22 protein-coding genes are annotated in these 22,110 nt (G+C 66.0%); 10 read left to right on the plus strand and 12 right to left on the minus strand.

From position 1 onward, the window contains the following. Positions 1 to 147: 147 nt before the first annotated feature. From tsaD to AC1DIN_RS22915, 4 genes are read left to right on the plus strand one after another with little or no spacing between them, the layout of a single operon-like run. Positions 148 to 1,203 (plus strand): tRNA (adenosine(37)-N6)-threonylcarbamoyltransferase complex transferase subunit TsaD, encoded by a 1,056-nt coding sequence (gene tsaD / locus AC1DIN_RS22900; protein ID WP_441472460.1) that lies wholly within the window; start codon positions 148 to 150, stop codon positions 1,201 to 1,203. Next, positions 1,200 to 2,198 carry an NAD(P)H-dependent glycerol-3-phosphate dehydrogenase gene (locus AC1DIN_RS22905; protein ID WP_476811426.1) on the plus strand — a complete coding sequence of 333 codons (999 nt, stop codon included), beginning with the start codon at positions 1,200 to 1,202 and terminating at the stop codon, positions 2,196 to 2,198. The genes tsaD and AC1DIN_RS22905 overlap by 4 nt, the downstream gene beginning before the upstream one ends. Positions 2,199 to 2,208: 10 nt before the next feature. Next, complete coding sequence (locus AC1DIN_RS22910; protein WP_441472458.1) at positions 2,209 to 2,535, plus strand: hypothetical protein; 327 nt, start codon at positions 2,209 to 2,211, stop codon at positions 2,533 to 2,535. Continuing rightward, the gene (locus AC1DIN_RS22915) at positions 2,535 to 2,966 is read left to right on the plus strand and encodes an EVE domain-containing protein (RefSeq protein ID WP_476811427.1); all 432 of its coding nucleotides are present in this window, start codon (positions 2,535 to 2,537) and stop codon (positions 2,964 to 2,966) included. The genes AC1DIN_RS22910 and AC1DIN_RS22915 overlap by 1 nt, the downstream gene beginning before the upstream one ends. 51 nt (positions 2,967 to 3,017) lie before the next feature. On the opposite strand, the gene AC1DIN_RS22920 is transcribed toward AC1DIN_RS22915, so the two are convergent. Next, on the minus strand, positions 3,018 to 4,163 hold the full coding sequence (locus tag AC1DIN_RS22920; protein ID WP_476811428.1) for a DUF2235 domain-containing protein: 1,146 nt from the start codon (positions 4,161 to 4,163) through the stop codon (positions 3,018 to 3,020). A 233-nt stretch (positions 4,164 to 4,396) separates the two neighbouring features. Here AC1DIN_RS22920 and acs point away from each other — a divergent pair, with 233 nt between their 5' ends. Beyond that, entirely contained in the window at positions 4,397 to 6,349 is a 1,953-nt protein-coding gene (gene acs, locus AC1DIN_RS22925) for an acetate--CoA ligase (protein ID WP_476811429.1), read from the plus strand. Positions 6,350 to 6,368: 19 nt separating this feature from the next. On the opposite strand, the gene AC1DIN_RS22930 is transcribed toward acs, so the two are convergent. Beyond that, positions 6,369 to 6,752 carry a RidA family protein gene (locus AC1DIN_RS22930; RefSeq protein WP_441472454.1) on the minus strand — a complete coding sequence of 128 codons (384 nt, stop codon included), beginning with the start codon at positions 6,750 to 6,752 and terminating at the stop codon, positions 6,369 to 6,371. A gap of 175 nt (positions 6,753 to 6,927) precedes the next feature. On the opposite strand from AC1DIN_RS22930, the gene AC1DIN_RS22935 reads away from it, so the two are divergent. Then, positions 6,928 to 7,629 carry an AprI/Inh family metalloprotease inhibitor gene (locus tag AC1DIN_RS22935; RefSeq protein WP_476811430.1) on the plus strand — a complete coding sequence of 234 codons (702 nt, stop codon included), beginning with the start codon at positions 6,928 to 6,930 and terminating at the stop codon, positions 7,627 to 7,629. 74 nt (positions 7,630 to 7,703) lie between these two features. Here AC1DIN_RS22935 and AC1DIN_RS22940 read toward each other — a convergent pair whose 3' ends face one another. Then, positions 7,704 to 8,318 (minus strand): GNAT family N-acetyltransferase, encoded by a 615-nt coding sequence (locus tag AC1DIN_RS22940; protein WP_441472452.1) that lies wholly within the window; start codon positions 8,316 to 8,318, stop codon positions 7,704 to 7,706. 325 nt (positions 8,319 to 8,643) lie between these two features. Between AC1DIN_RS22940 and AC1DIN_RS22945 the strand changes: the two genes are divergently transcribed. After that, complete coding sequence (locus AC1DIN_RS22945; protein ID WP_476811431.1) at positions 8,644 to 9,342, plus strand: cold-shock protein; 699 nt, start codon at positions 8,644 to 8,646, stop codon at positions 9,340 to 9,342. 226 nt (positions 9,343 to 9,568) lie between these two features. Here AC1DIN_RS22945 and bfr read toward each other — a convergent pair whose 3' ends face one another. The 5 genes from bfr to AC1DIN_RS22970 all read right to left on the minus strand — a co-directional run bounded on the left by bfr (position 9,569) and on the right by AC1DIN_RS22970 (position 14,059). After that, the gene (gene bfr, locus AC1DIN_RS22950) at positions 9,569 to 10,063 is read right to left on the minus strand and encodes a bacterioferritin (protein ID WP_441472450.1); all 495 of its coding nucleotides are present in this window, start codon (positions 10,061 to 10,063) and stop codon (positions 9,569 to 9,571) included. 128 nt (positions 10,064 to 10,191) lie between these two features. Then, positions 10,192 to 10,479: a (2Fe-2S)-binding protein gene (locus tag AC1DIN_RS22955; protein WP_476811432.1), complete on the minus strand. Its 288-nt coding sequence runs from the start codon at positions 10,477 to 10,479 to the stop codon at positions 10,192 to 10,194. Then, positions 10,476 to 11,009 carry an iron response transcriptional regulator IrrA gene (gene irrA, locus AC1DIN_RS22960; RefSeq protein WP_476811433.1) on the minus strand — a complete coding sequence of 178 codons (534 nt, stop codon included), beginning with the start codon at positions 11,007 to 11,009 and terminating at the stop codon, positions 10,476 to 10,478. Before irrA ends, AC1DIN_RS22955 begins: the two co-directional genes overlap by 4 nt. A gap of 233 nt (positions 11,010 to 11,242) precedes the next feature. Continuing rightward, positions 11,243 to 12,829: a DHA2 family efflux MFS transporter permease subunit gene (locus AC1DIN_RS22965; RefSeq protein WP_441472447.1), complete on the minus strand. Its 1,587-nt coding sequence runs from the start codon at positions 12,827 to 12,829 to the stop codon at positions 11,243 to 11,245. A 21-nt stretch (positions 12,830 to 12,850) separates the two neighbouring features. Further along, a complete protein-coding gene (locus AC1DIN_RS22970; RefSeq protein ID WP_476811434.1) occupies positions 12,851 to 14,059 on the minus strand; it encodes an HlyD family secretion protein in 1,209 nt (402 codons plus the stop codon). A gap of 209 nt (positions 14,060 to 14,268) precedes the next feature. Between AC1DIN_RS22970 and AC1DIN_RS22975 the strand changes: the two genes are divergently transcribed. Next, positions 14,269 to 14,892 carry a TetR/AcrR family transcriptional regulator gene (locus AC1DIN_RS22975; protein WP_476811435.1) on the plus strand — a complete coding sequence of 208 codons (624 nt, stop codon included), beginning with the start codon at positions 14,269 to 14,271 and terminating at the stop codon, positions 14,890 to 14,892. A 10-nt stretch (positions 14,893 to 14,902) separates the two neighbouring features. On the opposite strand, the gene AC1DIN_RS22980 is transcribed toward AC1DIN_RS22975, so the two are convergent. From AC1DIN_RS22980 to AC1DIN_RS22990, 3 genes are all read right to left on the minus strand, one after another. Further along, positions 14,903 to 15,403 carry a histidine kinase gene (locus tag AC1DIN_RS22980; RefSeq protein WP_441472444.1) on the minus strand — a complete coding sequence of 167 codons (501 nt, stop codon included), beginning with the start codon at positions 15,401 to 15,403 and terminating at the stop codon, positions 14,903 to 14,905. A 119-nt stretch (positions 15,404 to 15,522) separates the two neighbouring features. Then, entirely contained in the window at positions 15,523 to 16,455 is a 933-nt protein-coding gene (locus tag AC1DIN_RS22985; protein WP_476811436.1) for a DMT family transporter, read from the minus strand. Between the two features lie 145 nt (positions 16,456 to 16,600). Beyond that, positions 16,601 to 17,635 (minus strand): aspartate-semialdehyde dehydrogenase, encoded by a 1,035-nt coding sequence (locus AC1DIN_RS22990; RefSeq protein ID WP_441472442.1) that lies wholly within the window; start codon positions 17,633 to 17,635, stop codon positions 16,601 to 16,603. 453 nt (positions 17,636 to 18,088) lie between these two features. Between AC1DIN_RS22990 and AC1DIN_RS22995 the strand changes: the two genes are divergently transcribed. Both AC1DIN_RS22995 and AC1DIN_RS23000 read left to right on the plus strand, forming a co-directional pair. Beyond that, entirely contained in the window at positions 18,089 to 19,198 is a 1,110-nt protein-coding gene (locus AC1DIN_RS22995; protein ID WP_476811437.1) for a hypothetical protein, read from the plus strand. A gap of 116 nt (positions 19,199 to 19,314) precedes the next feature. Further along, positions 19,315 to 19,620: a hypothetical protein gene (locus tag AC1DIN_RS23000; RefSeq protein ID WP_441472440.1), complete on the plus strand. Its 306-nt coding sequence runs from the start codon at positions 19,315 to 19,317 to the stop codon at positions 19,618 to 19,620. A gap of 45 nt (positions 19,621 to 19,665) precedes the next feature. On the opposite strand, the gene AC1DIN_RS23005 is transcribed toward AC1DIN_RS23000, so the two are convergent. Next, positions 19,666 to 22,062, minus strand: a complete 2,397-nt coding sequence (locus AC1DIN_RS23005; RefSeq protein WP_441472439.1) for a transketolase-like TK C-terminal-containing protein — start codon at positions 22,060 to 22,062, stop codon at positions 19,666 to 19,668. Positions 22,063 to 22,110 lie beyond the last annotated feature (48 nt).

A 22,110-nucleotide genomic window follows, 5' to 3' on the forward strand; every position in this document is an offset into this window, starting at 1 on the left:
TCCGTTCTTGTCTCTGCCGCAAAGGTCGCAACCGCGCCCCTTGGCCTTGCACCCTACCCCGCACTATACGAAGGAATGGCCGGCGAGGAACTGCCGGACATGGTCCCTCATCCCGTTCTTCCGTTCCGTGAGGTTAATCGAACGATCATGCGTGTCCTTGGGATCGAGACGACCTGCGACGAAACAGCGGCCGCGATCGTCTCCGTCGAGCGCTCGGGCGAGAGCAAGATCCTGTCGAACGAGGTGCTGAGCCAGATCGCCGCCCATGCGGCCTATGGCGGCGTCGTCCCGGAGATCGCGGCGCGCGCCCATGTCGAGGCGATCGACCGCATCATCGCGCGCGCCTTCGCTACGGCCGGCATGAAGCCCGGGGACATCGACGCTATCGCGGCGGCGGCTGGGCCCGGCCTCGTCGGCGGCGTCATGGTCGGGCTCACCGCCGGCAAGGCGATCGCGCTCGCGACCGGCAAGCCCTTCATCGCGATCAACCATCTCGAGGCGCATGCGCTGACCGCCCGCCTCACCGACAACCTTGCCTTCCCCTACCTGCTGCTGCTCGTCTCGGGTGGCCACACCCAGTTGCTGGCCGTGCGCGGCGTCGGCGACTATCTCAAGCTCGGCGGCACCATCGACGATGCCGTGGGCGAGGCCTTCGACAAGATCGCCAAGATGCTCGCTTTGCCCTACCCCGGCGGCCCCTCGGTCGAGCGCGAGGCGCTGAAGGGCGATCCCGAGCGCTTCGATTTCCCGCGGCCGATGCAGGGGCGCGCCAATCCGGACTTCTCGCTCTCCGGCCTCAAGACCGCCGTGCGCCTCGTCGCCGAGCGCATCGCCCCGCTCTCCGATCGCGACGTCGCCGATCTCTGCGCCTCCTTCCAGGCTGCCATCGTCGACGTCATGGTGGACCGCACCCGCGCCGGCCTGCGCGCCTGCCGCGAGGCCGGCATCACGCCCTCGACGCTCGTCGTCGCCGGCGGCGTCGCGGCCAATCAGGCGATCCGCAGCGGCCTGACACGCCTCGCCACCGAAGCCGGCCTGCCGATGGTCGCCCCGCCGCAGGCGCTCTGCGGCGACAATGGCGCGATGATCGCCTGGGCCGGGCTCGAGCGGCTCAGGCTCGGCCTCGTCGATGACATGACGGTCGCCGCGCGTCCCCGCTGGCCGCTCGACGAGCTCTCGGCCAAGCCTAAGACCGCCGCATGAAACCCGCGGTGCCCTACGCGACCATCGGCGTTGTCGGCGCCGGCTCTTATGGCGCGGCGCTGGCGCTCGCCGCGACCCGCGCCGGCCGCGAGGTCCGGCTCTGGGCCCGCGACTCGGACACCGTCGCAGCCATCAAGCGCAGCCGACAGGCGCCCCGGCTGCCCGATATCGCGCTGCCAGAATCGATCCGCGCCACGGCCGCTCTCCACGACCTCGCGGATTGCGACGCGCTGATCATCGCCGTACCGACCCAGAGTTTGCGTTCGGCCTGCCAGAATCTGGCTGGGCACCTGCCGGCGGGCGTGCCGATCATCTCCGCCGCAAAAGGCATCGAGCAGGCGAGCGGCCTGTTTCCGACCGAGATCATCGAAAGCGTGCTGCCCGGCGCCCGCACCGCGATCCTGTCCGGTCCTAGCTTTGCCGCCGATATCGGCCGTGGCCTGCCGACAGCGGTGACGCTCGCCGCGGCAGAACCGGAGCTGGCGCGGGCCCTGGCCGAGGCGCTGAGCTCGCCGGCCTTCCGCATCTATCACTCCAGCGATCCGCTCGGCGTCGAGATCGGCGGGGCGGCCAAGAACGTGCTCGCCATCGCCGCCGGCATCGCCATCGGCCTCGGCTATGGCGAAAGCGCGCGCGCGGCGCTGGTCGCGCGCGGCTTCGCGGAGCTGCGTCGCTTCGGCGAGGCCTATGGCGGCGAAGCGGAAACCCTGATGGGGCTGTCGGGCCTCGGCGACGTCGTGTTGAGCTGCGCCTCGCCGCAATCGCGCAACTTTGCCTATGGTCTGGCGCTCGGACAGGGCCGCAAGCCCGCCGAGGCCGCCGGCGGCAAGCTCACCGAAGGCGCCTTCACCGCTCCTATCCTGGTCGAGATGGCCCGGTCGCGGAACGTCGAGACGCCGATCGCGGAAGCGGTCTGCGAGATCATCGCCGGGCGCATCGGCGTGCGGGAGGCCGTGGCCGCCCTGCTCGCCCGGCCGATCCGGGCCGAACGATAGGGGGAACGGCATGGCAAACGACTGGTCCGATCTCACCAAGCGCGTCGCGCGCGGCATCGCCGAGGTCAAGAAGACGACGGGGTCCGAGCTCATTGCCGAAGGCCAACCCGTCCCGCTGGCCGGGCGGATTGCAGGCCCCGTGCTTCAGCATCGCCGGCGCAAGGCCGAGGGCACCCATCGGTTCGTGCTGATCCTGCCCTTCGGCGAGGGCGAGGTCCGCGTCGAGCTCGACCCCAAGGATTACGCCGCCCTGACGCGCGAGATGGTGCGGTTCTGGAACGAACAGGGCGAGGCGGCCTCGCAGCCGCCGGTGCCGCTCAAGGAGGACGAAGCCTGATGGCTCACTGGCTGATCAAATCCGAACCCTCGGTCTGGTCCTGGGACGACCAGGTCAAGGCCGGCGCCAAGGGCACGCATTGGGACGGGGTGAAGAACCACACCGCCAAGCTCAACCTGATGGCGATGAAGAAGGGCGATCAGGTGTTCTTCTATCACTCCAACGAAGGTCTCGAGGTCGTCGGCATCGTCGAGGTCATCAAGGAAGCCTACCCCTGGGAAGCGGCCGGCCCGCCTTGGGTCCTGGTCGACTTCAAGGCGGTGAAGCCGCTGCCGAAGCCGGTCTCGCTCGCTGCCGTCAAGGCTGAGCCGAAGCTCGCCAAGATGTCGCTGGTCACCTCCTTCCGCCTCTCGGTCCAGCCGGTGACGGACGAGGAATGGGACCTCGTCTGCAAGATGGGCGGCCTCCGATCCCCATCAGAAAATTCATAGCCCTCATCCCGAGGAGCCGCGGAACGCAGCGTCTCGAAGGATGAGGGCTCATCAGATAGCTTCTGCGCCACGGTAGTAGGCGGCGAAGGGCAGATATTTAGCCAGCGCGCGCGGCCGATAGGGCAGCTTCTCGTCGAGGATCGGCACCGCCGGAGCTTTCAGGCGTGGCTCGACGGCATCAGCCATCCGCGCCGGCTGCGGCTGGAACCGGTGCAGCACGAAGCTCCCCCGCGTGCCCTCGCTCCAGGGCAGCCATGAGGTCTTGCGCTCGTCATGCTGGAGGCCGAGCGCATCGGGCCTGAGTTCTGCGACCAGCCCCGGCTCGACGATGAGCGGAGGCGTGGCGGCCCGCGCTTCCGCGACCATCCAGCCGAGCGCCAGGTCGGTCAGCCCCATCTGCAGACCATAGCCGCCGCCGATGTCGGTATGCACGCCTGCAAACCAGACCTGCCTGATCTGTCCCGGCGGCGCCTGCGTCTCGTCCCAGAGCTCGGGCGCGAAGACCTGCCGGTTCTCGTCGATGGCGAGCGCCTGGCGACCATGGGCGACCTGCCGGTTGAGGATCGCGTCGTGGAATTTGTGGCGCCCCGGCAGGCTGCCGATCGCCGGCAGGCCAAGCGCGCGCACGGTATCCCAGACGCCGACGAAGAAAGGAGGCGCCGGCTGGGTAGCGTGGCGTTGCCGGAACGCCGCAGCGGCCTCGATCCGCGCCGCGCGGTCGCGGATCATGTAGACATCCTTCACCGCGCTGGCCGCGAGCTCCCGCACCTCGCGCGCCTGAACCGCGTCGGTGAAGCCGTCCCAGCGCAGCACATTGATGAAGCCGCCCGGCACACCGCAGAGCGCAAGCACCCCGCCAAGGCTACGCACGGTGTAGGCGCCGCGGCTGAAGCCGAACAGGAAGACTCGGTCGCCCGGCCTGTAGGCGCAGAGCAGAGCGGCGTAGCAATCGATGATGTTGTCGGTGATGCCGTAGCCGGTCGCCTGGGCCAGCAGGTCCTTGAAGCGCCGAAGCGGCCCGCGAATCTCGCCCTCGTCCGGGTTCGAGCCCAACCCGGGATCGTAGAAGCAGATCTGACGGGCGGGATCGACCTCCCGCGTCGCCATGAAAAGACGGTAGATGCTCGTCCAGTTGATCGGGTTCGCGCCGCCGGCCTGCCCCGTCCCATCCGAGAAGATGCAGACATTGCGCGCCATGGAGCCCTCCCGCGCCCGCACCCTACCATGTGATGAGGCGCTCCGGGGACAATTTGGCCCCCAACCATGCTTCCAGCGCCTGCCCCTGCCACGAAAGTGCGACGCACAATGGGTTGCCGCGCCGTGCGCGCATCCTATGATGCGGGGAATTCAAAGGAAGCGATGTCCCAACCGCTCGCCAGAGCGGAGGGACCAACGCAACACAGACGTTCCAAGTCTGGGGAGACACCCGAATGTCCGAGACGATCTACGACGTGCCCGCCGGCTGGTCCGAGAAGGCCTGGGTCAACAACGCTCGCTATCAGGAGATGTATGCAGCCTCGGTCGCGGATCCGGAGAAATTCTGGGGCGAGCACGGCAAGCGGATCGACTGGTTCAAGCCCTACACCAAGGTCAAGAACACCAGCTACGAGCCGGGCAAGGTCTCGATCAGATGGTTCGAGGACGGCACCACCAATGTCACCCATAACTGCGTCGACCGGCATCTCGCCACGCGCGCTGACCAGACCGCGATCATCTGGGAGGGCGACAACCCCGCCGAGTCCAAGACGATCACCTACGGCCAGCTCCACGCCGAGGTCTGCAAGTTCGCGAACGTCCTCAAGGAGCATGGCGTCAAGAAGGGTGACCGCGTCACCATCTACCTGCCGATGATCCCCGAGGCAGCCTATGCCATGCTCGCCTGCGCGCGCATCGGCGCCATCCACTCGGTGGTCTTCGGCGGCTTTTCGCCCGACTCGCTGGCGAGCCGCATCGAGGATTCCGATTCCAAGATCGTCATCACCGCCGATGAGGGCCTGCGCGGCGGCCGCTCGGTCCCGCTCAAGAAGAACGTGGACCTCGCCGACGACAAGGTGAAGGGCGGCATCGGCACCGTCATCGTCGTCAAGCGCACCGGCGGCAATGTCTCTATGAAGGCGGGCCGCGACGTCTGGTATCACGACGAGGCAGCCAAGGTTTCCGGCGACTGCCCGGCTGCCGAGATGAATGCGGAGGACCCGCTCTTCCTGCTCTACACCTCGGGCTCGACCGGCAAGCCCAAGGGCGTGCTGCACACCACGGCCGGCTATCTGGTCTACGCCGCGATCACGCACCAATATGTCTTCGACTACCATGATGGCGACATCTACTGGTGCACCGCCGATGTCGGCTGGGTGACCGGCCACAGCTATATCCTCTACGGCCCGCTCGCGAACGGCGCGACGACGCTGATGTTCGAGGGCATCCCGACCTATCCGTCGATCTCCCGCTTCTGGGAGGTGATCGACAAGCACAAGGTCAACACCTTCTACACCGCGCCGACCGCGATCCGCTCGCTGATGGGCGCCGGCGAGGAGCCGGTGAAGAAGACCAGCCGCGCCTCGCTGCGCCTGCTCGGCTCGGTCGGCGAGCCGATCAATCCGGAAGCCTGGGAGTGGTATCACCGTGTCGTCGGCGATCGCCGCTGCCCGATCGTCGACACCTGGTGGCAGACCGAGACCGGCGGCATCCTGATCACTCCGCTGCCGGGCGCCACCAAGCTCAAGCCCGGCTCGGCCACCCGGCCCTTCTTCGGCATCAAGCCCGAGATCGTCGATGCCGCGGGCCAGGTGCAGGAGGGCGCCTGCGAGGGCAACCTCGTCATCGCCGACAGCTGGCCGGGCCAGATGCGCACGGTCTATGGCGACCACCAGCGCTTCATGGACACCTATTTCGCCACCTATGCGAACAAGTATTTCACCGGCGACGGCTGCAGGCGCGACGCAGACGGCTATTACTGGATCACCGGCCGCGTCGACGACGTCATCAACGTCTCCGGTCACCGCATGGGCACGGCGGAGGTCGAATCGGCCCTCGTCGCGCACCCCTCGGTCTCCGAGGCCGCAGTCGTCGGCTATCCGCACGACATCAAGGGCCAGGGCATCTACGCCTATGTCACGCTGATGGCCGGCGAGCAGCCCAGCGACACGCTGCGCAAGGAACTCGTCGCCTATGTCCGCAACGAGATCGGCCCGATCGCCTCGCCGGACCTGATCCAGTTCGCGCCCGGCCTGCCCAAGACCCGCTCCGGCAAGATCATGCGCCGCATCCTGCGCAAGATCGCCGAGGACGAGTTCGGTGCGCTCGGCGATACCTCGACACTGGCCGATCCCGCCGTCGTCGACGACCTGATCGAGAACCGGCAGAACAAGCGCAAGGCCGGTTGACGCCCTTTGGTGGCGGCGCTCAGTGAGCCGCCGCCACCACTTCGATCTCGACCTTGAACTCCGGCCGGGTGAAGCCCGAGACGATCATCAGGGTCGAGGCGGGCGGCGGCGTGCCGACATGAGCGTCGCGCGATTCCATATAGCCCTTCATGTAGGCGCGGTCGGTGACATAGGCATTGACCCGCACGGTATCGGCGAGCGTCATCCCAGCCTCGGCCAGAATCGCTGCGATATTGGCAAAGCACAGGTCGGCTTGAGCCCGGACATCCTCGGGCACGCTCCCATCGGCGGCGATCCCCAGCTGGCCCGAGCAGAAGACGAGCCGCCTGCCCGCCGGCACCTCCATGCCGTGGCTGTAGCGAGCGAAGGGCGGCGCGATCGCGGCGGGGTTCAGCGGCTTCATGCGGGGGTCTCCGGGAATCGTCCGGACTATGCCTGCCCACATCTGTTGGAACCAGAGCATGTATCGCGGGTTCGCATCGCGCCCGGCCTGCGCTAGATCATGCTCATGCCGCGTTCATTGAGTTCCTGTGCTAATGACGCAAAGTTCGGCTGACCGAGATCGGAACCCGCGCCGCATGATGACGATGACTGCCACGCCTGCCGCCCTCACCCGCGCGGCTGCCCTTCTGCCTCTGCTGGTTCTGACGGCCTGCGCAGGCTCTCAGCGCTTCTCCGGCCCGGTAATGAACGCGCCATCCTACGATCAGCCGGTTCTGCCTTCGGCGCCTCCGGTCAGCTCGGCGCCGATCACCTCGGAGCCGCTGCCGCCGCCCGGTGGCTATCCGGCCGCGTCCGCGCCGCCGGCGGGAGGGGGCCTGCCCGCTCCGCAGGATCCGTTCTTCAATCCCGGCGCCGGCGCGCCGCAGGGCCAGGCACTGCCACCCGGCGGCCAACCTTTGCCGCCGACGGGCCAGCCGGAGCAGGCGCCCGGCCTGCGCGGCAGCAGCAACCAGGTCGCCGGGCTCGGCTCAAGTGCCACCGCGCCGCGCCCGGCCGCAAGCCGCGACGGCATGGTCGGCGGCTGGACGGCACGGGAGGCGACCGGCGGCTCCTGCCGGATTCAGCTGTCGAGCACGCCGACGCTCGATCTCTATCGCGCCAGCTCGTCTGGTTGCGCGAATCGGGATCTGCAGAAGATCACGGCCTGGGACTATCGCGATGGCGAGGTCTATCTCTACCAGCAGGGTGGCACCGTTGCGGCGCGCCTGCGCGGCGGCGGCAGCTCGCTCGACGGCGCGGTGACCAAGTCCGGTGCGGGGCTATCGCTCAGCAGGTAGTCTGCGGCCAGCACACGAAGCGCAGGCGGAAGCGCGCCGATCCGCCCTGCGCCGCGGTTTAAGCCGGCGACGAATTACGGCCTGAGCGCGCGGGCAAGCAGGGTCGTCGGCCAGAAATTCTTCTGGATCGACAGGGCGAGCGTCGCGAAGCCGGTCGCATTGTCCAGCGCTTCGTCGAGAATCGTGAAGGGCGTCGGCCCCCCGGTCATGATCACGCCTTCCACATCCGCGTAGCCGCCGACGAGATCCGCCTCGAACTTGGCGGCGAGCCGGCGCATCGCAGCGTTCCCGGGCAGGCAGGTCATGTAGAGCGTGCGGATGCTGCGGTTGCGCGCCGCGGTAATCAGCCGGTGAAAAAGATCCGTGCCGATACCGCGCCGGCGCCAGTCGCCCTCGACGCTGAAAGCCGCCTCGCCTGTCTGCGCGACGATATCGTCGAGGCCGCGCAGCTCGGCGGCACCGCGAACAATCCCGTCTTCGACATAGGCATAGACGAGCCCGCCCACGCCGAAGGTCGTCGTCGCATAATTCTCGAGAAAGGCATCATTGACCGCCGTGCCGAACCGCTGATGGCGTGTCACCGGATCGAGCCGGAGCAGATGTTCCCGCAGCAAATAGCGCTCCGTCGGCCACAGCCGCCGGATCACGCCCGTGCCGGCCTTCACGCCGGCGAGTTTCGAACGAGCCAATTGTCATCTCCTGAACAGCGCGAAGCGCGCACTGCCGACCAGGAGCGTATCTTCCCTAACGCGTTCCCCAGATCGTGCGGGATTCGGGCGAATGCAAGGCATCGAGCTGCGGCATTTTTGCCGGGTCTGACTAAGATTTGAGCCTCTACCGCAAAATCCCATGCAGAAAAGACATGACGCTCGGCTCTCAACAGCCTGGGGACGCCACGAAAAAAAGCACTACAACCACGGATATCGTCGTGCGATAATTTCGCACGTACCCCGATGACGGCGCGCCCGGCATGAGCTAAGTTGCGTGCTCCCGGTCACTCATACTTGAAGCTCCATGTTCGATCGTCGCAAGCCTCCTGCTGCCCAGCCTTTCGTCACGCACGAAAATATCGAAGCCAAGGTTAAGTGGTTCGACCCCGAGAAGGGGTTCGGTTTCGCATCGCCCGCCGATGGTTCGGGCGATGTCTTTCTGCACGTCTCGGCGATCGGCCCGCTCGATCAGCAGGACCTGCTGCCCGGCGCCACCATCGTCGCCGATCTCGGCGAGGGACGCCGCGGCCTCCAGGTCGTCGCGATCCACGAGATCGATGCCTCTACCGCGACCCAGACCGCACCGGCTCCGCGCGCCTTCTCGCCGCGCCCGCCGCGTGACGATTTCGGTGGCGGCTACGGCGATCGGGATCGGGGCGGATATGGCGGCGATCGTGATCGCGGCTTCGGCGGCGACCGCGGCGGCTTCGGCGGCGACCGCGGCAGCTTCGGCGGCGGTGACCGCGGCCCGCGCGGCGGCGGCGGCTTCCAGGACCGCGACAGCGGCCCGGTCGAAGGCCCCTTCGACGGCGCCGTGAAGTTCTTCAATTCGGATCGCGGCTTCGGCTTCATCGCCCCCGACAAGGGCGGCCCGGACGTCTTCCTGCACGTCTCGTCGCTGAGCCGCAGCGGCCTGCAGCCGCCGGTCGACGGACAGCGCGTGCGCTTCTCGATCCGCGCCGGCCGCAAGGGCCCGGAAGCTGCGAACGTCAGCTTCATCTGATCCGAATCAGATCGCTCCAAACGTCAAAGGCCCGCCAATGGCGGGCCTTTTCTTTTGGCATTCACCAGAGCATTTTCGAACGAAGTGGATATCGGTCCGCGTGAAGAAAATGCGAAGAATAACGACTTCGCGCGTTTCCGCGGTTCGGAGAAGCGCGAAAATGCTCTAGCAGCCTGACGGCGTCAAATCGGGGAGCGCCGCAGAGGGCGCACTCCCCGAGCCATTCTCAGTGATCGTGATCGTCGCCTTCGAGGCCGCCGATATGCTTCTGGGTGTAGAGTTCGAGGCCGACGCGCCCGATCAAGTCGAGCTGCGTTTCGAGGAAGTCGATATGGCCTTCTTCATCCTTCATCAGCGCCTTGAACAGATCCTCGGACGGGTAGTCGCCGACGTCACGGCAGTATCTCGCCGCTTCCTGATAGAGGGCGCGCGCCTCCACCTCGGCCTTGAGATCGCACTCGATGACTTCCTTGACGTTCTCGCCGATGCGCAGCTGGTCGAGCGTCTGCAGGTTCGGGAAACCTTCGAGGAAGAGGATGCGGTCGACGAAACGGTCGGCATGGACCATCTCCTCGATCGATTCCTTCTTCCAGGTCTTGGCCATTTCCTTCAGCCCCCAATTGTCGAGCATCCGGTAATGCAGCCAGTACTGGTTGATGGCGGTGAGCTCCGAGCGCAGCCCCTTGTTGAGATATTCGATGACCTTCTTGTCGCCCTTCATGGCGGAGCACCCCAATAAATTACATTAGAATAATACTAATGTAGACAGAGCAAGCTCGGAAGGGAAGAGGGAAATCCGCTTTTGCGGCGCGCCGAATGCGAGCGGGCAAAGCGAAAAGCCGTCCCGGCTCAGGCCGCGGCGGCATCCTCGACGATGGCGATGCCTTCAAGCATGCGCTCGACGGTGACCTGCACCGCACATTCGATCTCGCGGCTGGCGCAGCTGCTGCATTGCGTCGCGCAGGCGGCACGCGCCTCTGCCAGAAGGGTTCGCACTTCGCGGGCGCAACGCCCGCAATCCGGGCTGCAGCCGAGGCAGTCATAGGCCTCGCCCGCCGTCCGCGGACCGCTGCCGTCGGGAGCGACAGTGCCCTTGATCTGACGGCAGGAAATAACGTTGCAGGAACAGACGATCACGCGTGATGGCCCACCACGCGCTTGGTTTCGATCTCTTCGCCATCGGCGCGGCGCAGCCGCACGATCACCTCGACCGAGGAGACCACCATGCCTTCCGGCGCCTCCGGCAGGCCGGAGACATGGATGGTCGAGCCGGGGATATCCGTAACCGTCTCGTCGTCCTCGTTGTAGAAATGATGATGCTCCGACACATTGGTGTCGAAGAAGGTCTTCGGCCCGGAGACCGAGACCTGGCGCAGCAGGCCGGCTTCCGAGAACTGGCGCAGCGTGTTGTAGACGGTCGCCAGTGACAAGGGCTCGCGGGCGCGCAGCGCCTCCTCATAGAGCATCTCGGCGCTGACATGGCGGTCGCCCTTGGCGAAGAGCAGCCAGCCCAGAGCCATGCGCTGGCGCGTCGGCCGCAGCCCGGCCGTGCGCAGACGAGCCTTCACCGAGCTGATCGGGCACGAGGCGGGGTTTTTCTGCGGCCACGGAATATTCTCGCTCGCCACCGGCTTGTGATCCTGATCCTTGTTCGTCAGAACGCTCATCGATAACGCCTTCCACCACGCCGGTTGCCCGGCCGCGCAGTTTAGAAATCCTCTAAACTACTGATATTACTCACATATTTGCCAATATCGGCACCGGTTGTCAATCTTCGTGGCTGCGGCATCCGGCAGCGCCCACAGCTTGGCGATCACGAAATCGCGGGCATGACCGCCTTTGAGGAGGCGTGAGGAGGGGACGACACGCGGCAGGCCATCCCGGCCGCGCAGCCTTGTTTTCAGTGGCCGCCGCCGCCCCCGGCAGCGGCCTTGGGCGGCTTGCGCAGGAAGAGCGACAGCACGACGAGACTGGCGAAGATCAAGGTCAGGCCGAGGAAGACGTCGCTGAAGGCCATGATCAGCGCCTGCTTGTGGACGCGCTGGTTGATGAGCGCCAGCGCCATCTTCTGCGCTGCGTCACCATAGTCGCCGAAGCGCAGCGCCGTATTGGCGAGCGCCTCCTCCGCAACGCCGCGCCCGGCCACGACCATCTCATGCAACCGCGTGATGTGCAGGTCCGTGCGCGTGTTCAGCAGCGTGTTGATCACCGCGAGCCCGACGGCGCCGCCGAGATTGCGGGTCAGGTTGTAGAGGCCGGAAGCGTTCTTGAGCTGCTGCGGCGGCAGCGACCCCAGCGCGATGTTGTTGATCGGCACCATGCACAGCATCAGCGAGCAGCCGCGCAGGATCTGCGGAACCAGAAGCTCACGGAAGTCCCAGTCCGCTGTGATGAACGAAGCCCACCAGGTTCCAAGCGCGAACCCCGCAAAGCCAATCATCATCAGGACGCGCGGATCGAGCTTGGCCGAGAGCCGCCCGGCGATCGGCGCTGTCAGGAACATGGCGAGGCCGGTGACGAACATCGTCTCGCCGATCATCAGCGCGTCATAGCCGCGGATGCGCCCGAGATAGACCGGGTAGAGATAAGTCAGCCCGTAGAGGCCGATGCCCATGCAGAAGGAGAACAGCGAACCGAAGGCGAAGTTGCGATTCCTGAAGGCGTAGAGATCGACGAGCGGGTCGTCGCGCGTCAGCGCCCGCCAGAAGAACAGCACGGCGCCGAACACCATCACGACCGAGAAGAACACGATCTCATGGCTCTGGAACCAGTCGAGCCGCGTCCCCTCCTCCAGCACATATTCGAGACTGCCGAGGAAGGCTGCCATGCCGGCGAGCCCGAGCCAGTCGAAGCGCTTGATCAGGTCGTATTGCGGCTTGTCGAAGTCGATCAGCGTCCAGGCCGCGATCGTCACGCCGATGCCCGGCACGACGTTGACGAGGAAGAGCCAGTGCCAGGAGAAGGCGTGGCTGAGATAGCCGCCGACCGTCGGGCCGATCGTCGGCGCCAGCGTGGCCACGAGGCCGATCAGCGGCGAGACCACCGGGCGCTTCGACGGCGGAAAGATGGTGAAGGCCGCAGCGAAGACGCCCGGGATCATGCCGCCGCCGATGAAGCCCTGGACGGCCCGCCACAGGATCATCTCGTTGATCGAGGACGCCTGGGCGCAGAGCACGCTGGATATGGTGAAGCCCGCCGCCGCGATCGAGAAGAAGACGCGCGTGGACAGCGCCCGGCTGAGATAGCCGGAAAGCGGGATCATGATCACTTCCGCGATCAGATAGGCCGTCTGCACCCAGGCGATCTCATCGGCCGATGCCGACAGGCCCGCCTGGATCTCCGCCAGCGAGGCCGAGACGATCTGGATGTCGAGGATCGCCATGAACATGCCGAAGACCATCGCCAGGAAGGCGAAGATCCGGCGTAAGGGGATGGCGTCCGATGCCGGCGGTGCTCCCGCCGGCACATTTACGGTCGCGGTGGCCATGGTGGCCTCCTCGATTGAGGGTCAGCGCTGGCTGGCGGGACGCGGATCGATCGAGACGATGACCGACATGCCCGGCCGCAGCACATGCTGACCGGTCGATTCCTTGTCGAGCACGATGCGTACCGGCACGCGCTGCACGATCTTGGTGAAATTGCCGGTCGCGTTGTCCGGCGGCAACAGCGTGAAGACCGAGCCCGTGCCGCCGGCGATGCCGCTGACCGTGCCGTGGAAGACCTTGCCCGGCAGGGCATCGACCGTGATGCTTGCCTTGTCGCCGACCTTCAGCGGCCCGACCTGGGTCTCCTTGAAGTTGGCATCGACATAGACCTGATCGAGCGGAACGATCGACATCAGGCGCTTGCCGGCGCTGACGAGGTCGCCGAGCTGCAGATTGGTGTTGGCGACGACGCCGTCGATCGGCGCGGCGATCTTGGTGAAAGTGAGGTCGCGCTCGGCCTTCTGCTCGGCAACCTTGAGCTCATCGATCTGGCGGGCGGCCTCGACCCGCTGCGCCTCCAGCACCTTGATATTGGCCTGCGCCTGCACCACGCCGGCCTTGGCGCTCGCCACCGAAGCGACCGCCTGGTCGCGCGCAGCCGTCGCCGCATCGAGCGTTGCCTGCGAGCCATAGGACTTGGCGGCGAGGCTGTTGGCGCGCTCGAAATCGGCCGTGGTGCGCGTCACCGCCGCCTCGGCCGACACCTGCTGCGCCTGCGCCTGCAAGAGCGCGGCGCGACCGGCCTCGATCTGGCTGTCGATGCGCGCCAGCGTAGCGCGCGCCGTGGCGCTCTTGGCCCGTGCGCTGTCGAGCGCGATCCGCCAGTCGCCATCGTCCAGCGCCACGAGCGGCTGGCCGGCCTTGACCTCCTGGTTCTGCGTCACGGAAACGGTCGCGATGTTCGCCGCGAGCTTGGCAGAGATCGTCGCCATCTCCGCACTGACATAGGCGTCATCGGTCGAAACGATGAAGCGGCCATTGCGCCACCAGTCGATGCCGTACCACAGGCCGGCGCCAACGACGGCAGTCGCCGCGACCATCATGATGCCGCGCTTCAGCGGGCTCTTGCCACCCTTGGCTTTGTCGGCTGCGGGTGTCGGCGGAGCCTCCCTGGCCGGCGCTTCGCGCGCCTCGCGGGCGGTGGCCGGCTCGGCCGGCTGCGCGGTCTCGGCCTGTGCGTCTACGAGCTTCAGCCGGTCACGCCGCGGTTCGGATGCGGTTTCTGCAGACATGATGCGTCCTGCGTGTCAATTCGAACCGCTCGGTTCGATTGCGCTTGAAATAGCGCGAGAGATGATGCATATCAAGTCAAATCGAACCGATTGGTTCGATTCTTTTTTCGCAGCTGCCATGCAGAGCCCGCAGGCCGGGCCAGAGTATGATGACGGAAACCTCTGAAGTCCCGGTAAAGACGGGCCCGCGCAACCGCCGGATCGCCGGTATGGATCCGGACAAGCGCCGCCAGATCCTTGACGGCGCGCTGCAAGTGTTCACCTCGCGCGGCTTCGACGCCGCCAGCATGAGCGACATCGCCGCGGCAGCAAATGTGTCGAAGGGCACGCTCTACGTCTATTTCGAGGACAAGGAGCATCTCTTCGTCGCCCTGATTCAGCGCGAGCGCGAAGCCCAGAAGCGCGGCGCGATCGAGGCCCTGAACGAGGATTCCGATCCCGTGCGGGCCTTGAGCAATTTCGGCTACTGTATCGTGCGGGTGATCAATGACGAGCTGGCGGTGAGCGCGCATCGCGTCGTCATCGGCGTCGCCGAGCGCATGCCGGATCTCGGCCGCGAATTCTACGAGAACGGCCCGATGCTCGGCTCACGGCTGATCGCGGGCTATCTCGACCGCATGGTGGCCGAAGGCAAGCTCGCGATCGACGACACCTATCTCGCGGCCTTCCAGTTCCTCGATCTCTGCCAGTCGACCCTGACGCGGCCGCGGCTGTTCAACGCCGTCCGCACCCCGCCGAGCGAGGACGAGATCCGCCACGTCGTCGGCGAGGCAATCGCGATGTTCATGGCGCGCTATGGACGCGCGGCCGGCGCCGAGCCGGCCGCGCGCTGACCGTGGCGCCCTATTTCAGCGCCTTCAGGCTATCGATGATCGAGGCCAGGTCCTTGAGGTTTTCCTTTTCGCCCTCGGGCGAGGCCCAGTAGGTCACGACAAGGCCTTTGGTCTCGGTCACCTGCAGCAAGGTCAGGCTGACATGTGTGGGGCCATCCTCGTCCTTGCCGGTCCACTGCACCTGGACGCCTTCCATGCCGTTGTTGGAGAACGGCTTCTTCTCCTGCGTCGCGGGATCGACGACGACGCCCTTGCTCTTCAGCCAGGTGACCGCTTCAGCGATGGCCTGTGCGGCATCCTTCAGCTCCGTCACTTCGACGGAGATGTAGACGGCCTCGTCATCGGAGGTGGATTCGACGCCTTTGTCGATCTCGGTGGATTCCCAGTCGTCCGGCATCGTGATCACCGCGACGGGCTTGGGATCGGGAATCGAGTAGGTCTTGGCGCTTGCGAGCCCCGGCAGCAGGAAAAGGCTGGCGGCGAAAACCGCGCGTGCGAGATGGATCGGCATAGGTCGTTCCTGGGAAGAAAACGCCGGGTGGCGCAACGTCACCCTATAGCAACATTGCCGCGATGCCACGTATCCCAGGACGAAGCGGCGGCGCTATCGCGATCCTTGGTTACCGGCCGTCAGCCGGCGACCTGCCTGGCGCGGATGCGCTCGCGATGGGCCGTGTAGAGCCCAGAAGCCGCGATGATACTGGCGCCGACATAGGTCCAGATATCCGGGATCGCTGCGAAAACCAGATAGCCGAAGATCGAGGCCCAGAGCAGTTGCGAATAGGCGAAGGGCGCCAGCAGCGAAGCGTCCGCATAGCGGAATGCCTGAATCAGGAAGATATGCCCGATCGTCGAGATGCCGCCGATGAAGGCGCCGATCAGGATCGTCTTGAGATCGAGCGCCTGCCAACTGAACGGCACGGCCAGCGAAAGCAGGATGAAGCCGATCGTGGCGGAATAGGCCAGCGTCACCACAGGGATCTCGGTGCGGCTCATCATCCGGGTCATGATCAGCGAAAACGCCCAGAAGAACGACGAGCCTAGAACGAAGAACGACGCGCCATGAAAGCCGGCGCCACCGGGACGCACCACGACCATCACACCCAACAGTCCCACGATCGTGGCGAGCCAACGCCGCCAGCCGACGGTTTCGGCCAGGATTGGAATCGAAAGCGCCGTCACGAAGAGCGGCGAAACGAAGGAGGTGGCGGTCGCGTCCGCCATCGGCAGATCGTGCAGCCCGGCCACGAACAGGATCGAGGAGATCGTCACGCCCAAAGCCCGCAGCACCTGCAGGCCAGGCCGGCGGGTTCTCATCCTGCGGAAGCCACCGGTGAAGCAGACGGTCACAAGCATGATCGCGGCAAAGGTGCCATAGCGCATCCAGGTGATTTGGAGCGCTGGCAAGGTGGTCGCGAGATATTTGGAGGCGATGTCGCCGCTGCACATGAAAATGGATGAGAGCAGCACGAGCGCGATGCCACGCGCGGAATTGTCGATGCGTAGCGGCCTGCCTTCCTGTGGAGGGACGGCCGGCGTTTTCTGGAGGGGAGCGTTGGGCAAGGGCTCGGTTCGCGCGCAAGGAGTGCTCAAGCCTTAGCCCTTTTGCCCTGCATATCCACACGCAAAGACGGTCGCCCGCCCATGCGCGTGGGCATTGCGTGTGACCCTGCCCGGTTTTCGGACAGGGTCGGCTGCGCAGTTTGCTTTAGGCGGCCTGCTTGCGCGGCTGGATCAGCTTGCGGTTGACCAGAACCTCGGCGATCTGGATCGCGTTGAGCGCCGCGCCCTTGCGCAGATTGTCGGAGACGCACCAGAAGGCGAGGCCGTTCTCGACCGTCGCGTCCTCGCGGATGCGCGAGATGTAGGTCGCGTCCTCGCCGGCCGCTTCATGCGGGGTGATGTAGCCGCCGGGCTCGTGCTTATCGATCACGAGGATGCCCGGCGCCGTGCGCAGCACCTCGCGCGCCTCGTCGGCGGTGATCGGCTTTTCGCACTCGATGTTGACCGCCTCGGAGTGGCCGATGAAGACCGGCACGCGCACGCAGGTCGCGGTCAGCTTGATGTTCTTGTCGAGGATCTTCTTGGTCTCGACCATCATCTTCCACTCTTCCTTGGTGAAGCCGTCCTCCATGAAGACGTCGATCTGCGGGATGAGATTGAACGAGATGCGCTTCGGGAACTTCTTGGTAGTGACCTCGCCGGCCGAGAATACGGCGCGGGTCTGGTTGAAGAGCTCGTCCATGCCCTCCTTGCCGGCGCCGGACACCGACTGATAGGTCGACACGACGACGCGCTTGATGCCGAAGCGGTCATGCAGCGGCTTCAAAGCCACGACGAGCTGCGCGGTCGAGCAGTTCGGGTTGGCGATGATGTTCATCTTGGAGAAGCCGGCAGCGGCGGCGGCATTCACCTCCGGCACGATCAGTGGCACGTCGGGATGCATGCGCCAGGCCGAAGAATTGTCGATGACGACGGCGCCCTGTGCGCCGATCTTCGGCGACCAGACCTTCGAAATCTCGCCGCCCGCCGACATCAGGCAGATATCGGTGTCGGAGAAGTCGTAATGCTCGAGCGCCTTCACCTTCAGCGTCCGGTCGCCGAAGGAAACCTCGGTGCCGATCGAGCGGGACGAGGCCAGCGCCACGACCTCGCCGACGGGGAAAGCGCGCTCGGCGAGAATGTCCAGCATCTCGCGGCCTACATTGCCGGTTGCACCGACCACTGCGACCTTGAAGCTCATGATGTGATCCTTTGCGGATGGGGGCGGTTCGGATCTCCCTTTGGGGGCCGCCCCGCCCTTTCGGGCGGGTTCGGCGATCTGCCCCCGCCGGGGGGAGATGGGACCCGGAACCGAGGCGAAGCGTCAGCGCGACGTACCGGCTTTCCCGGTCGTCGTTTTGGTCGTGAGTTTCGTCGTCGTCAGACGGACAGTCACAGAGCCAATCCCGAAGGGCTGCAAACTTCGCAAGCGGCGCATTGCTGCACCGCAGCTCTGTCAGAACACCCACGGCGCGAAAAAGTCAATTCCCCCCGAGGACCAACCTGAATTTGCGCCATTAACCCTGCTCGTTGACCGGCGATTCACGCTGCCGAGCGATCGGCGCCGGCCGGTAACCTGCCGGCGACGCTTCGCAGGCGAGCTTACCTGCAGTTGAAGGAGGATGCCGCCCCTGCGCGGCGCGGGAGCGATGGGTTGCGGTTGCGTTCGGGCGATGCGGTTTCGAGGTTGCAGGCAGGGCTCCACCAGCTCAGGCCGATGCTCCTGCAAGGCGTCGCTTTTTCTCGCAGCATCGCCGCGCGTCTTGCCGGCATCGACATCGTCCCTTTCCTCATCGGCTGCGCCGACCGCATCGAGGGCGGCTTCCGCTGGAGCACGCGTGTCGCCCGCCAGCTTCTGCCGCGCCGCGGCCTCGGGCTGACCGGAGCGCTCGCCTGGCGCAGCGCAGCGGCTCTGAGCGGCATCGGGCTGACGGCAGCCCTGATCACCGGCCTTTCCGCGAAGGACGAGGCCCCGACCCAAATGGCCAGTCTGGCCCTGCCGGCGACAGGCCCATCGGCCCAGACCGGGGCATCTCCGCGCCGGCAGCGCGCCCCGGCTGCTGCTGAAGACTGGGTCGCGATCCCCCGTCCCAACACGATGTTCAGCCTGGAGGCATCCGAACTCGGCCGGGAAACGCCCGCCCTGGAAGCGCGGCGCAGCCAGGACGGCGGCCGTCGCGAGGATCTTTTGAGCTTCGGGAGCTTCGCCGAGCCGAAACCGCATCTCGTCCTGCGCCTGGCGACGGGCGATGACGCCGCCGCCGGAACCCGCTCCTTCATGGTTGCCTTGGTGCACGATGCCGCCCAGCGAGGGTTCGCCGTCGAACGCAGCAGCACGCCGGCTCCGACCGAGACCCGTTTCGGTCCGCTGGAAACGGCAGACGTCGTGCTCGGCGAGGGCACGCAAAGCCGCGCCTGCATCGCATTTCGCTCGCCTCCCGGCGAAGCTGGCTTCGCCATGAGCGGGTGGTGGTGCGCCGGTTCGAAGCCGAGCGACCGCCGGCAGCTGGCTTGCCTCATCGACCGGCTCGATCTCGCCGGCCCGGTCGACCCGGAATTGCGCAGGGTCTTCGCCCGCAGCGAACTCAACCGCGAACCGGCCTGCGCTCCTCCGCGCCTCTCCGCGAGCGGCCGCAAGGCATCCTGGCTCGATGTCGACGGCAGCTTGCCGTCTCTGCGGATGAAAACGGCCAGCGCAGAGCCCCCGCGTGCCGTTGCCGAGCCCGGCAAGCGTCGCGCCAAGCCGAATCGCCACCAGCCCTGAAGCTTTCGCAAAACGCCGCCGTTCTAACAAAATTGTTAACGACGGCGTGCTACTCTTTGCGTCGGATTTCTGATGCCTACATGGAGTGGGTGCATCCACTCCCGGAGATTGCCGCCATGATGCCGTTCAAGCGTGTTGCCACCGTTCTCGCCATCACCTTGGCGGCATCGACCGTCCTCGCGACGATCGCCGAGGCGCAGAATCGCCGCGGGCCGCTGCGCGTCACGGTCCAGAAGCGCAGCTACTTCGATGCCGGAAACGTCGTTCCGGTCGGCTCGCTGAACCGCTACGCCAACCAGGCCCCCTATACCTCGCCGGTCTATGCCAACGTCGGCGAGCTCTATGGCGAAGCCACACTGCCGCCCCGCATCGGCGCGGGCGTCAACCCCTTCGCCAATACCTTCTCAACGCCGGGCTACTGACGAAACGCGTCATGGTCGGGTCAGGCCCGGCCATGACGGACCGGCTTAAGGCAAAGCCTTGAGATAGCGCACCGGACGCCCGGGCGACGCGGCATTCGCGGCATGGACGATCGCATTCGCATCGATACCGAAATGCCGGTAGAGATCGGCAACCGTACCGGTCTGGCCGAAATGCTCGACGCCGAGCGCCTTCTGCCGGTGGCCATGGACGCTGCCGAGCCAGGCCAGCGTCGCCGGATGACCATCCAGCACCGACACGATACCGCAATCGCGTGACAGATCGCCGAGCAGTCGCTCGATATGGCTTGTCGCAGCGTGGTTGCCGCGCTGGCGTGCCCGTTCGGCCGCTTGCCAGCCGGCATTGAGCCGGTCGGCCGAGGTGATGGCGAGCAGCCCGACATCGCGCCTGTCCTCGCCCAGCAGCCCGACGGCCTCGATCGCCTCCGGCGCGACAGCGCCCGTATAGGCGATGACGACCGAGGCGTTCGGCCCCGGTTTCCTGAGCCAGTAAGCGCCGTCGATGATGTCGCGCTCAAGTTCCGGCGTCATGGCCCGGCTCGGCTGCTCGACCTGCCGGGTCGACAGGCGCAGATAGACCGAACCGCCGGTCTCGTCGCGCAGCCAGGTCCGCTCGTCGGGATCGCCTTCCCCGTCGCGCTGCATGTAGTCGAAGGACCAGCGCATCATCACCGCCAGCTCGTCGACGAAGGCCGGCTCGAAGGCGCAGAGCCCGTCCTGGCTCATGCCGATCAGCGGTGTCGCGATCGACTGGTGCGCGCCGCCCTCCGGCGCCAGCGTCACGCCCGACGGCGTCGCCACGACCATGAAGCGGGCGTCCTGGTAGCAGGCGTAGTTCAGCGCATCGAGGCCGCGCGAGATGAAGGGGTCGTAGAGCGTGCCGATCGGGATCAGCCGCTCGCCGAAGATCGAATGCGAGAGGCCGAGCGCCGAGAGGTTGATGAACAGGTTCATCTCGGCGATGCCCAGCTCGATATGCTGGCCCTTGGGCGAGAACTCCCATTTCTGCATCGAAGGGATGCGCTCGTCCTTGAAGGTGTCGGCCATCGACGCCCTGGCGAACAGCCCGCGCCGGTTAACCCAGGGGCCGAGATTGGTCGAGACGGTGACGTCCGGCGCGGTCGTGACGATGCGGTCGGCGAGCGGGCCGCCTGCTTTCGCCAGTTCGTCCAGCACCTTGCCGAAGCCCATCTGGGTCGACATGGACGGCTGGATGCCGGCCTCCAGTCTTTCCGGAACCGGCAGCTTGGCGGCGGAGAAGCGCCGGCGTCCCTCCGAGAAGAACGGCACCTTGTCGAGGAAGCCCTTGATCTCGTTCTCGGCCAGGCCGAGCCCCTCGAACAGATCCCATTCATGGCCGGGACGGATGTTGTTGGCCTTGCGGAAGCCGTCGAGCTGCTCCTTGGTCATCAAGCCGGCATGATTGTCCTTGTGCCCGGCGATCGGCAGCCCGAACCCCTTCACCGTATAGGCGAGGAAACAGACCGGCCGGTCATGATCGATCGACTCGAAGGCTTCGAGGATCGACGGCAGGTCGTGGCCGCCGAGATTGCACATCAGCTTCGAGAGTTCCGCATCGGATCGCTTCTCGATCAGCTTGGTCACCGGCCCCTGATCGCCGAGATCATCCATCAGGCGCTTGCGCCAGGCTGCGCCGCCCTGGAAGGTCAGTGCCGAATAGAGCTGGTTCGGGCAGGAATCGATCCAGGCCTTCAGTCGCTCGCCGCCCTTCTCCCTGAAGGCGGCCTGCTGCAGCGAGCCGTATTTCAACGTGACCACGTCCCAGCCGAAATTGCGGAACATGGTTTCGAAGCGGTCGTAGAGCCCTTCACGGATCACCGCGTCGAGCGACTGGCGGTTGTAGTCGATGATCCACCAGGTATTGCGGACGCCGTGCTTCCACCCCTCCATCAGGGCTTCGAAGATGTTGCCCTCGTCGAGCTCGGCATCGCCGATCAGCGAGACCATGCGGCCTTCCGAGCGATCCTTCGCCCAGCCATGCGCCTTCACGTAATCCTGCGTCAGCGAGGAAAAGAGCGTCTGCGCGACGCCCAGGCCGACCGAGCCGGTCGAGAAATCGACATCGTCGATGTCCTTGGTGCGGGAGGGATAGCTCTGCGCGCCCTTGTAGCCGCGGAAATTCTCGAGCTTCTCGCGGGTCTGCAGCCCCATCAGATAGTTGATGGCGTGGAAGATCGGCGAGGCATGCGGCTTCACCGCCACCCGGTCCTGCGGCTTCAGCGCCGCCATGTAGAGCGCCGTCATGATCGTGGCGAGCGAGGCGGAGGAAGCCTGATGCCCGCCGACCTTCATGCCGTCCTCATTCGGCCGGATATGGTTGGCGTTGTGGATCGTCCACGACGCCAACCAGAGGATCTTCTTTTCAAGCTCGGCGAGAAACGGCAGGCGCGCATCTGTTGTCATGGTTTTGGCCCGAACTCCCTGTGCTACCGATCATGCACGGAAGCACTG

The organism is Allobosea sp. 05T438, assembly GCF_056396025.1.

Coding starts and splice junctions, on each gene's coding strand:
- AC1DIN_RS23000 (WP_441472440.1), top strand. CDS start 19,315: ATGATGCCGTTCAAGCGTGTTGCCACCGTTCTCGCCATCACCTTGGCG.
- AC1DIN_RS22965 (WP_441472447.1), bottom strand. CDS start 12,829: ATGGCCACCGCGACCGTAAATGTGCCGGCGGGAGCACCGCCGGCATCG.
- tsaD (WP_441472460.1), top strand. CDS start 148: ATGCGTGTCCTTGGGATCGAGACGACCTGCGACGAAACAGCGGCCGCG.
- AC1DIN_RS22980 (WP_441472444.1), bottom strand. CDS start 15,403: ATGCCGATCCATCTCGCACGCGCGGTTTTCGCCGCCAGCCTTTTCCTG.
- AC1DIN_RS22945 (WP_476811431.1), top strand. CDS start 8,644: ATGTTCGATCGTCGCAAGCCTCCTGCTGCCCAGCCTTTCGTCACGCAC.
- AC1DIN_RS22990 (WP_441472442.1), bottom strand. CDS start 17,635: ATGAGCTTCAAGGTCGCAGTGGTCGGTGCAACCGGCAATGTAGGCCGC.
- AC1DIN_RS22910 (WP_441472458.1), top strand. CDS start 2,209: ATGGCAAACGACTGGTCCGATCTCACCAAGCGCGTCGCGCGCGGCATC.
- AC1DIN_RS22920 (WP_476811428.1), bottom strand. CDS start 4,163: ATGGCGCGCAATGTCTGCATCTTCTCGGATGGGACGGGGCAGGCCGGC.
- AC1DIN_RS22970 (WP_476811434.1), bottom strand. CDS start 14,059: ATGTCTGCAGAAACCGCATCCGAACCGCGGCGTGACCGGCTGAAGCTC.
- AC1DIN_RS22905 (WP_476811426.1), top strand. CDS start 1,200: ATGAAACCCGCGGTGCCCTACGCGACCATCGGCGTTGTCGGCGCCGGC.
- acs (WP_476811429.1), top strand. CDS start 4,397: ATGTCCGAGACGATCTACGACGTGCCCGCCGGCTGGTCCGAGAAGGCC.
- AC1DIN_RS22930 (WP_441472454.1), bottom strand. CDS start 6,752: ATGAAGCCGCTGAACCCCGCCGCGATCGCGCCGCCCTTCGCTCGCTAC.
- AC1DIN_RS22975 (WP_476811435.1), top strand. CDS start 14,269: ATGGATCCGGACAAGCGCCGCCAGATCCTTGACGGCGCGCTGCAAGTG.
- AC1DIN_RS22935 (WP_476811430.1), top strand. CDS start 6,928: ATGATGACGATGACTGCCACGCCTGCCGCCCTCACCCGCGCGGCTGCC.
- bfr (WP_441472450.1), bottom strand. CDS start 10,063: ATGAAGGGCGACAAGAAGGTCATCGAATATCTCAACAAGGGGCTGCGC.
- AC1DIN_RS23005 (WP_441472439.1), bottom strand. CDS start 22,062: ATGACAACAGATGCGCGCCTGCCGTTTCTCGCCGAGCTTGAAAAGAAG.
- irrA (WP_476811433.1), bottom strand. CDS start 11,009: ATGAGCGTTCTGACGAACAAGGATCAGGATCACAAGCCGGTGGCGAGC.
- AC1DIN_RS22915 (WP_476811427.1), top strand. CDS start 2,535: ATGGCTCACTGGCTGATCAAATCCGAACCCTCGGTCTGGTCCTGGGAC.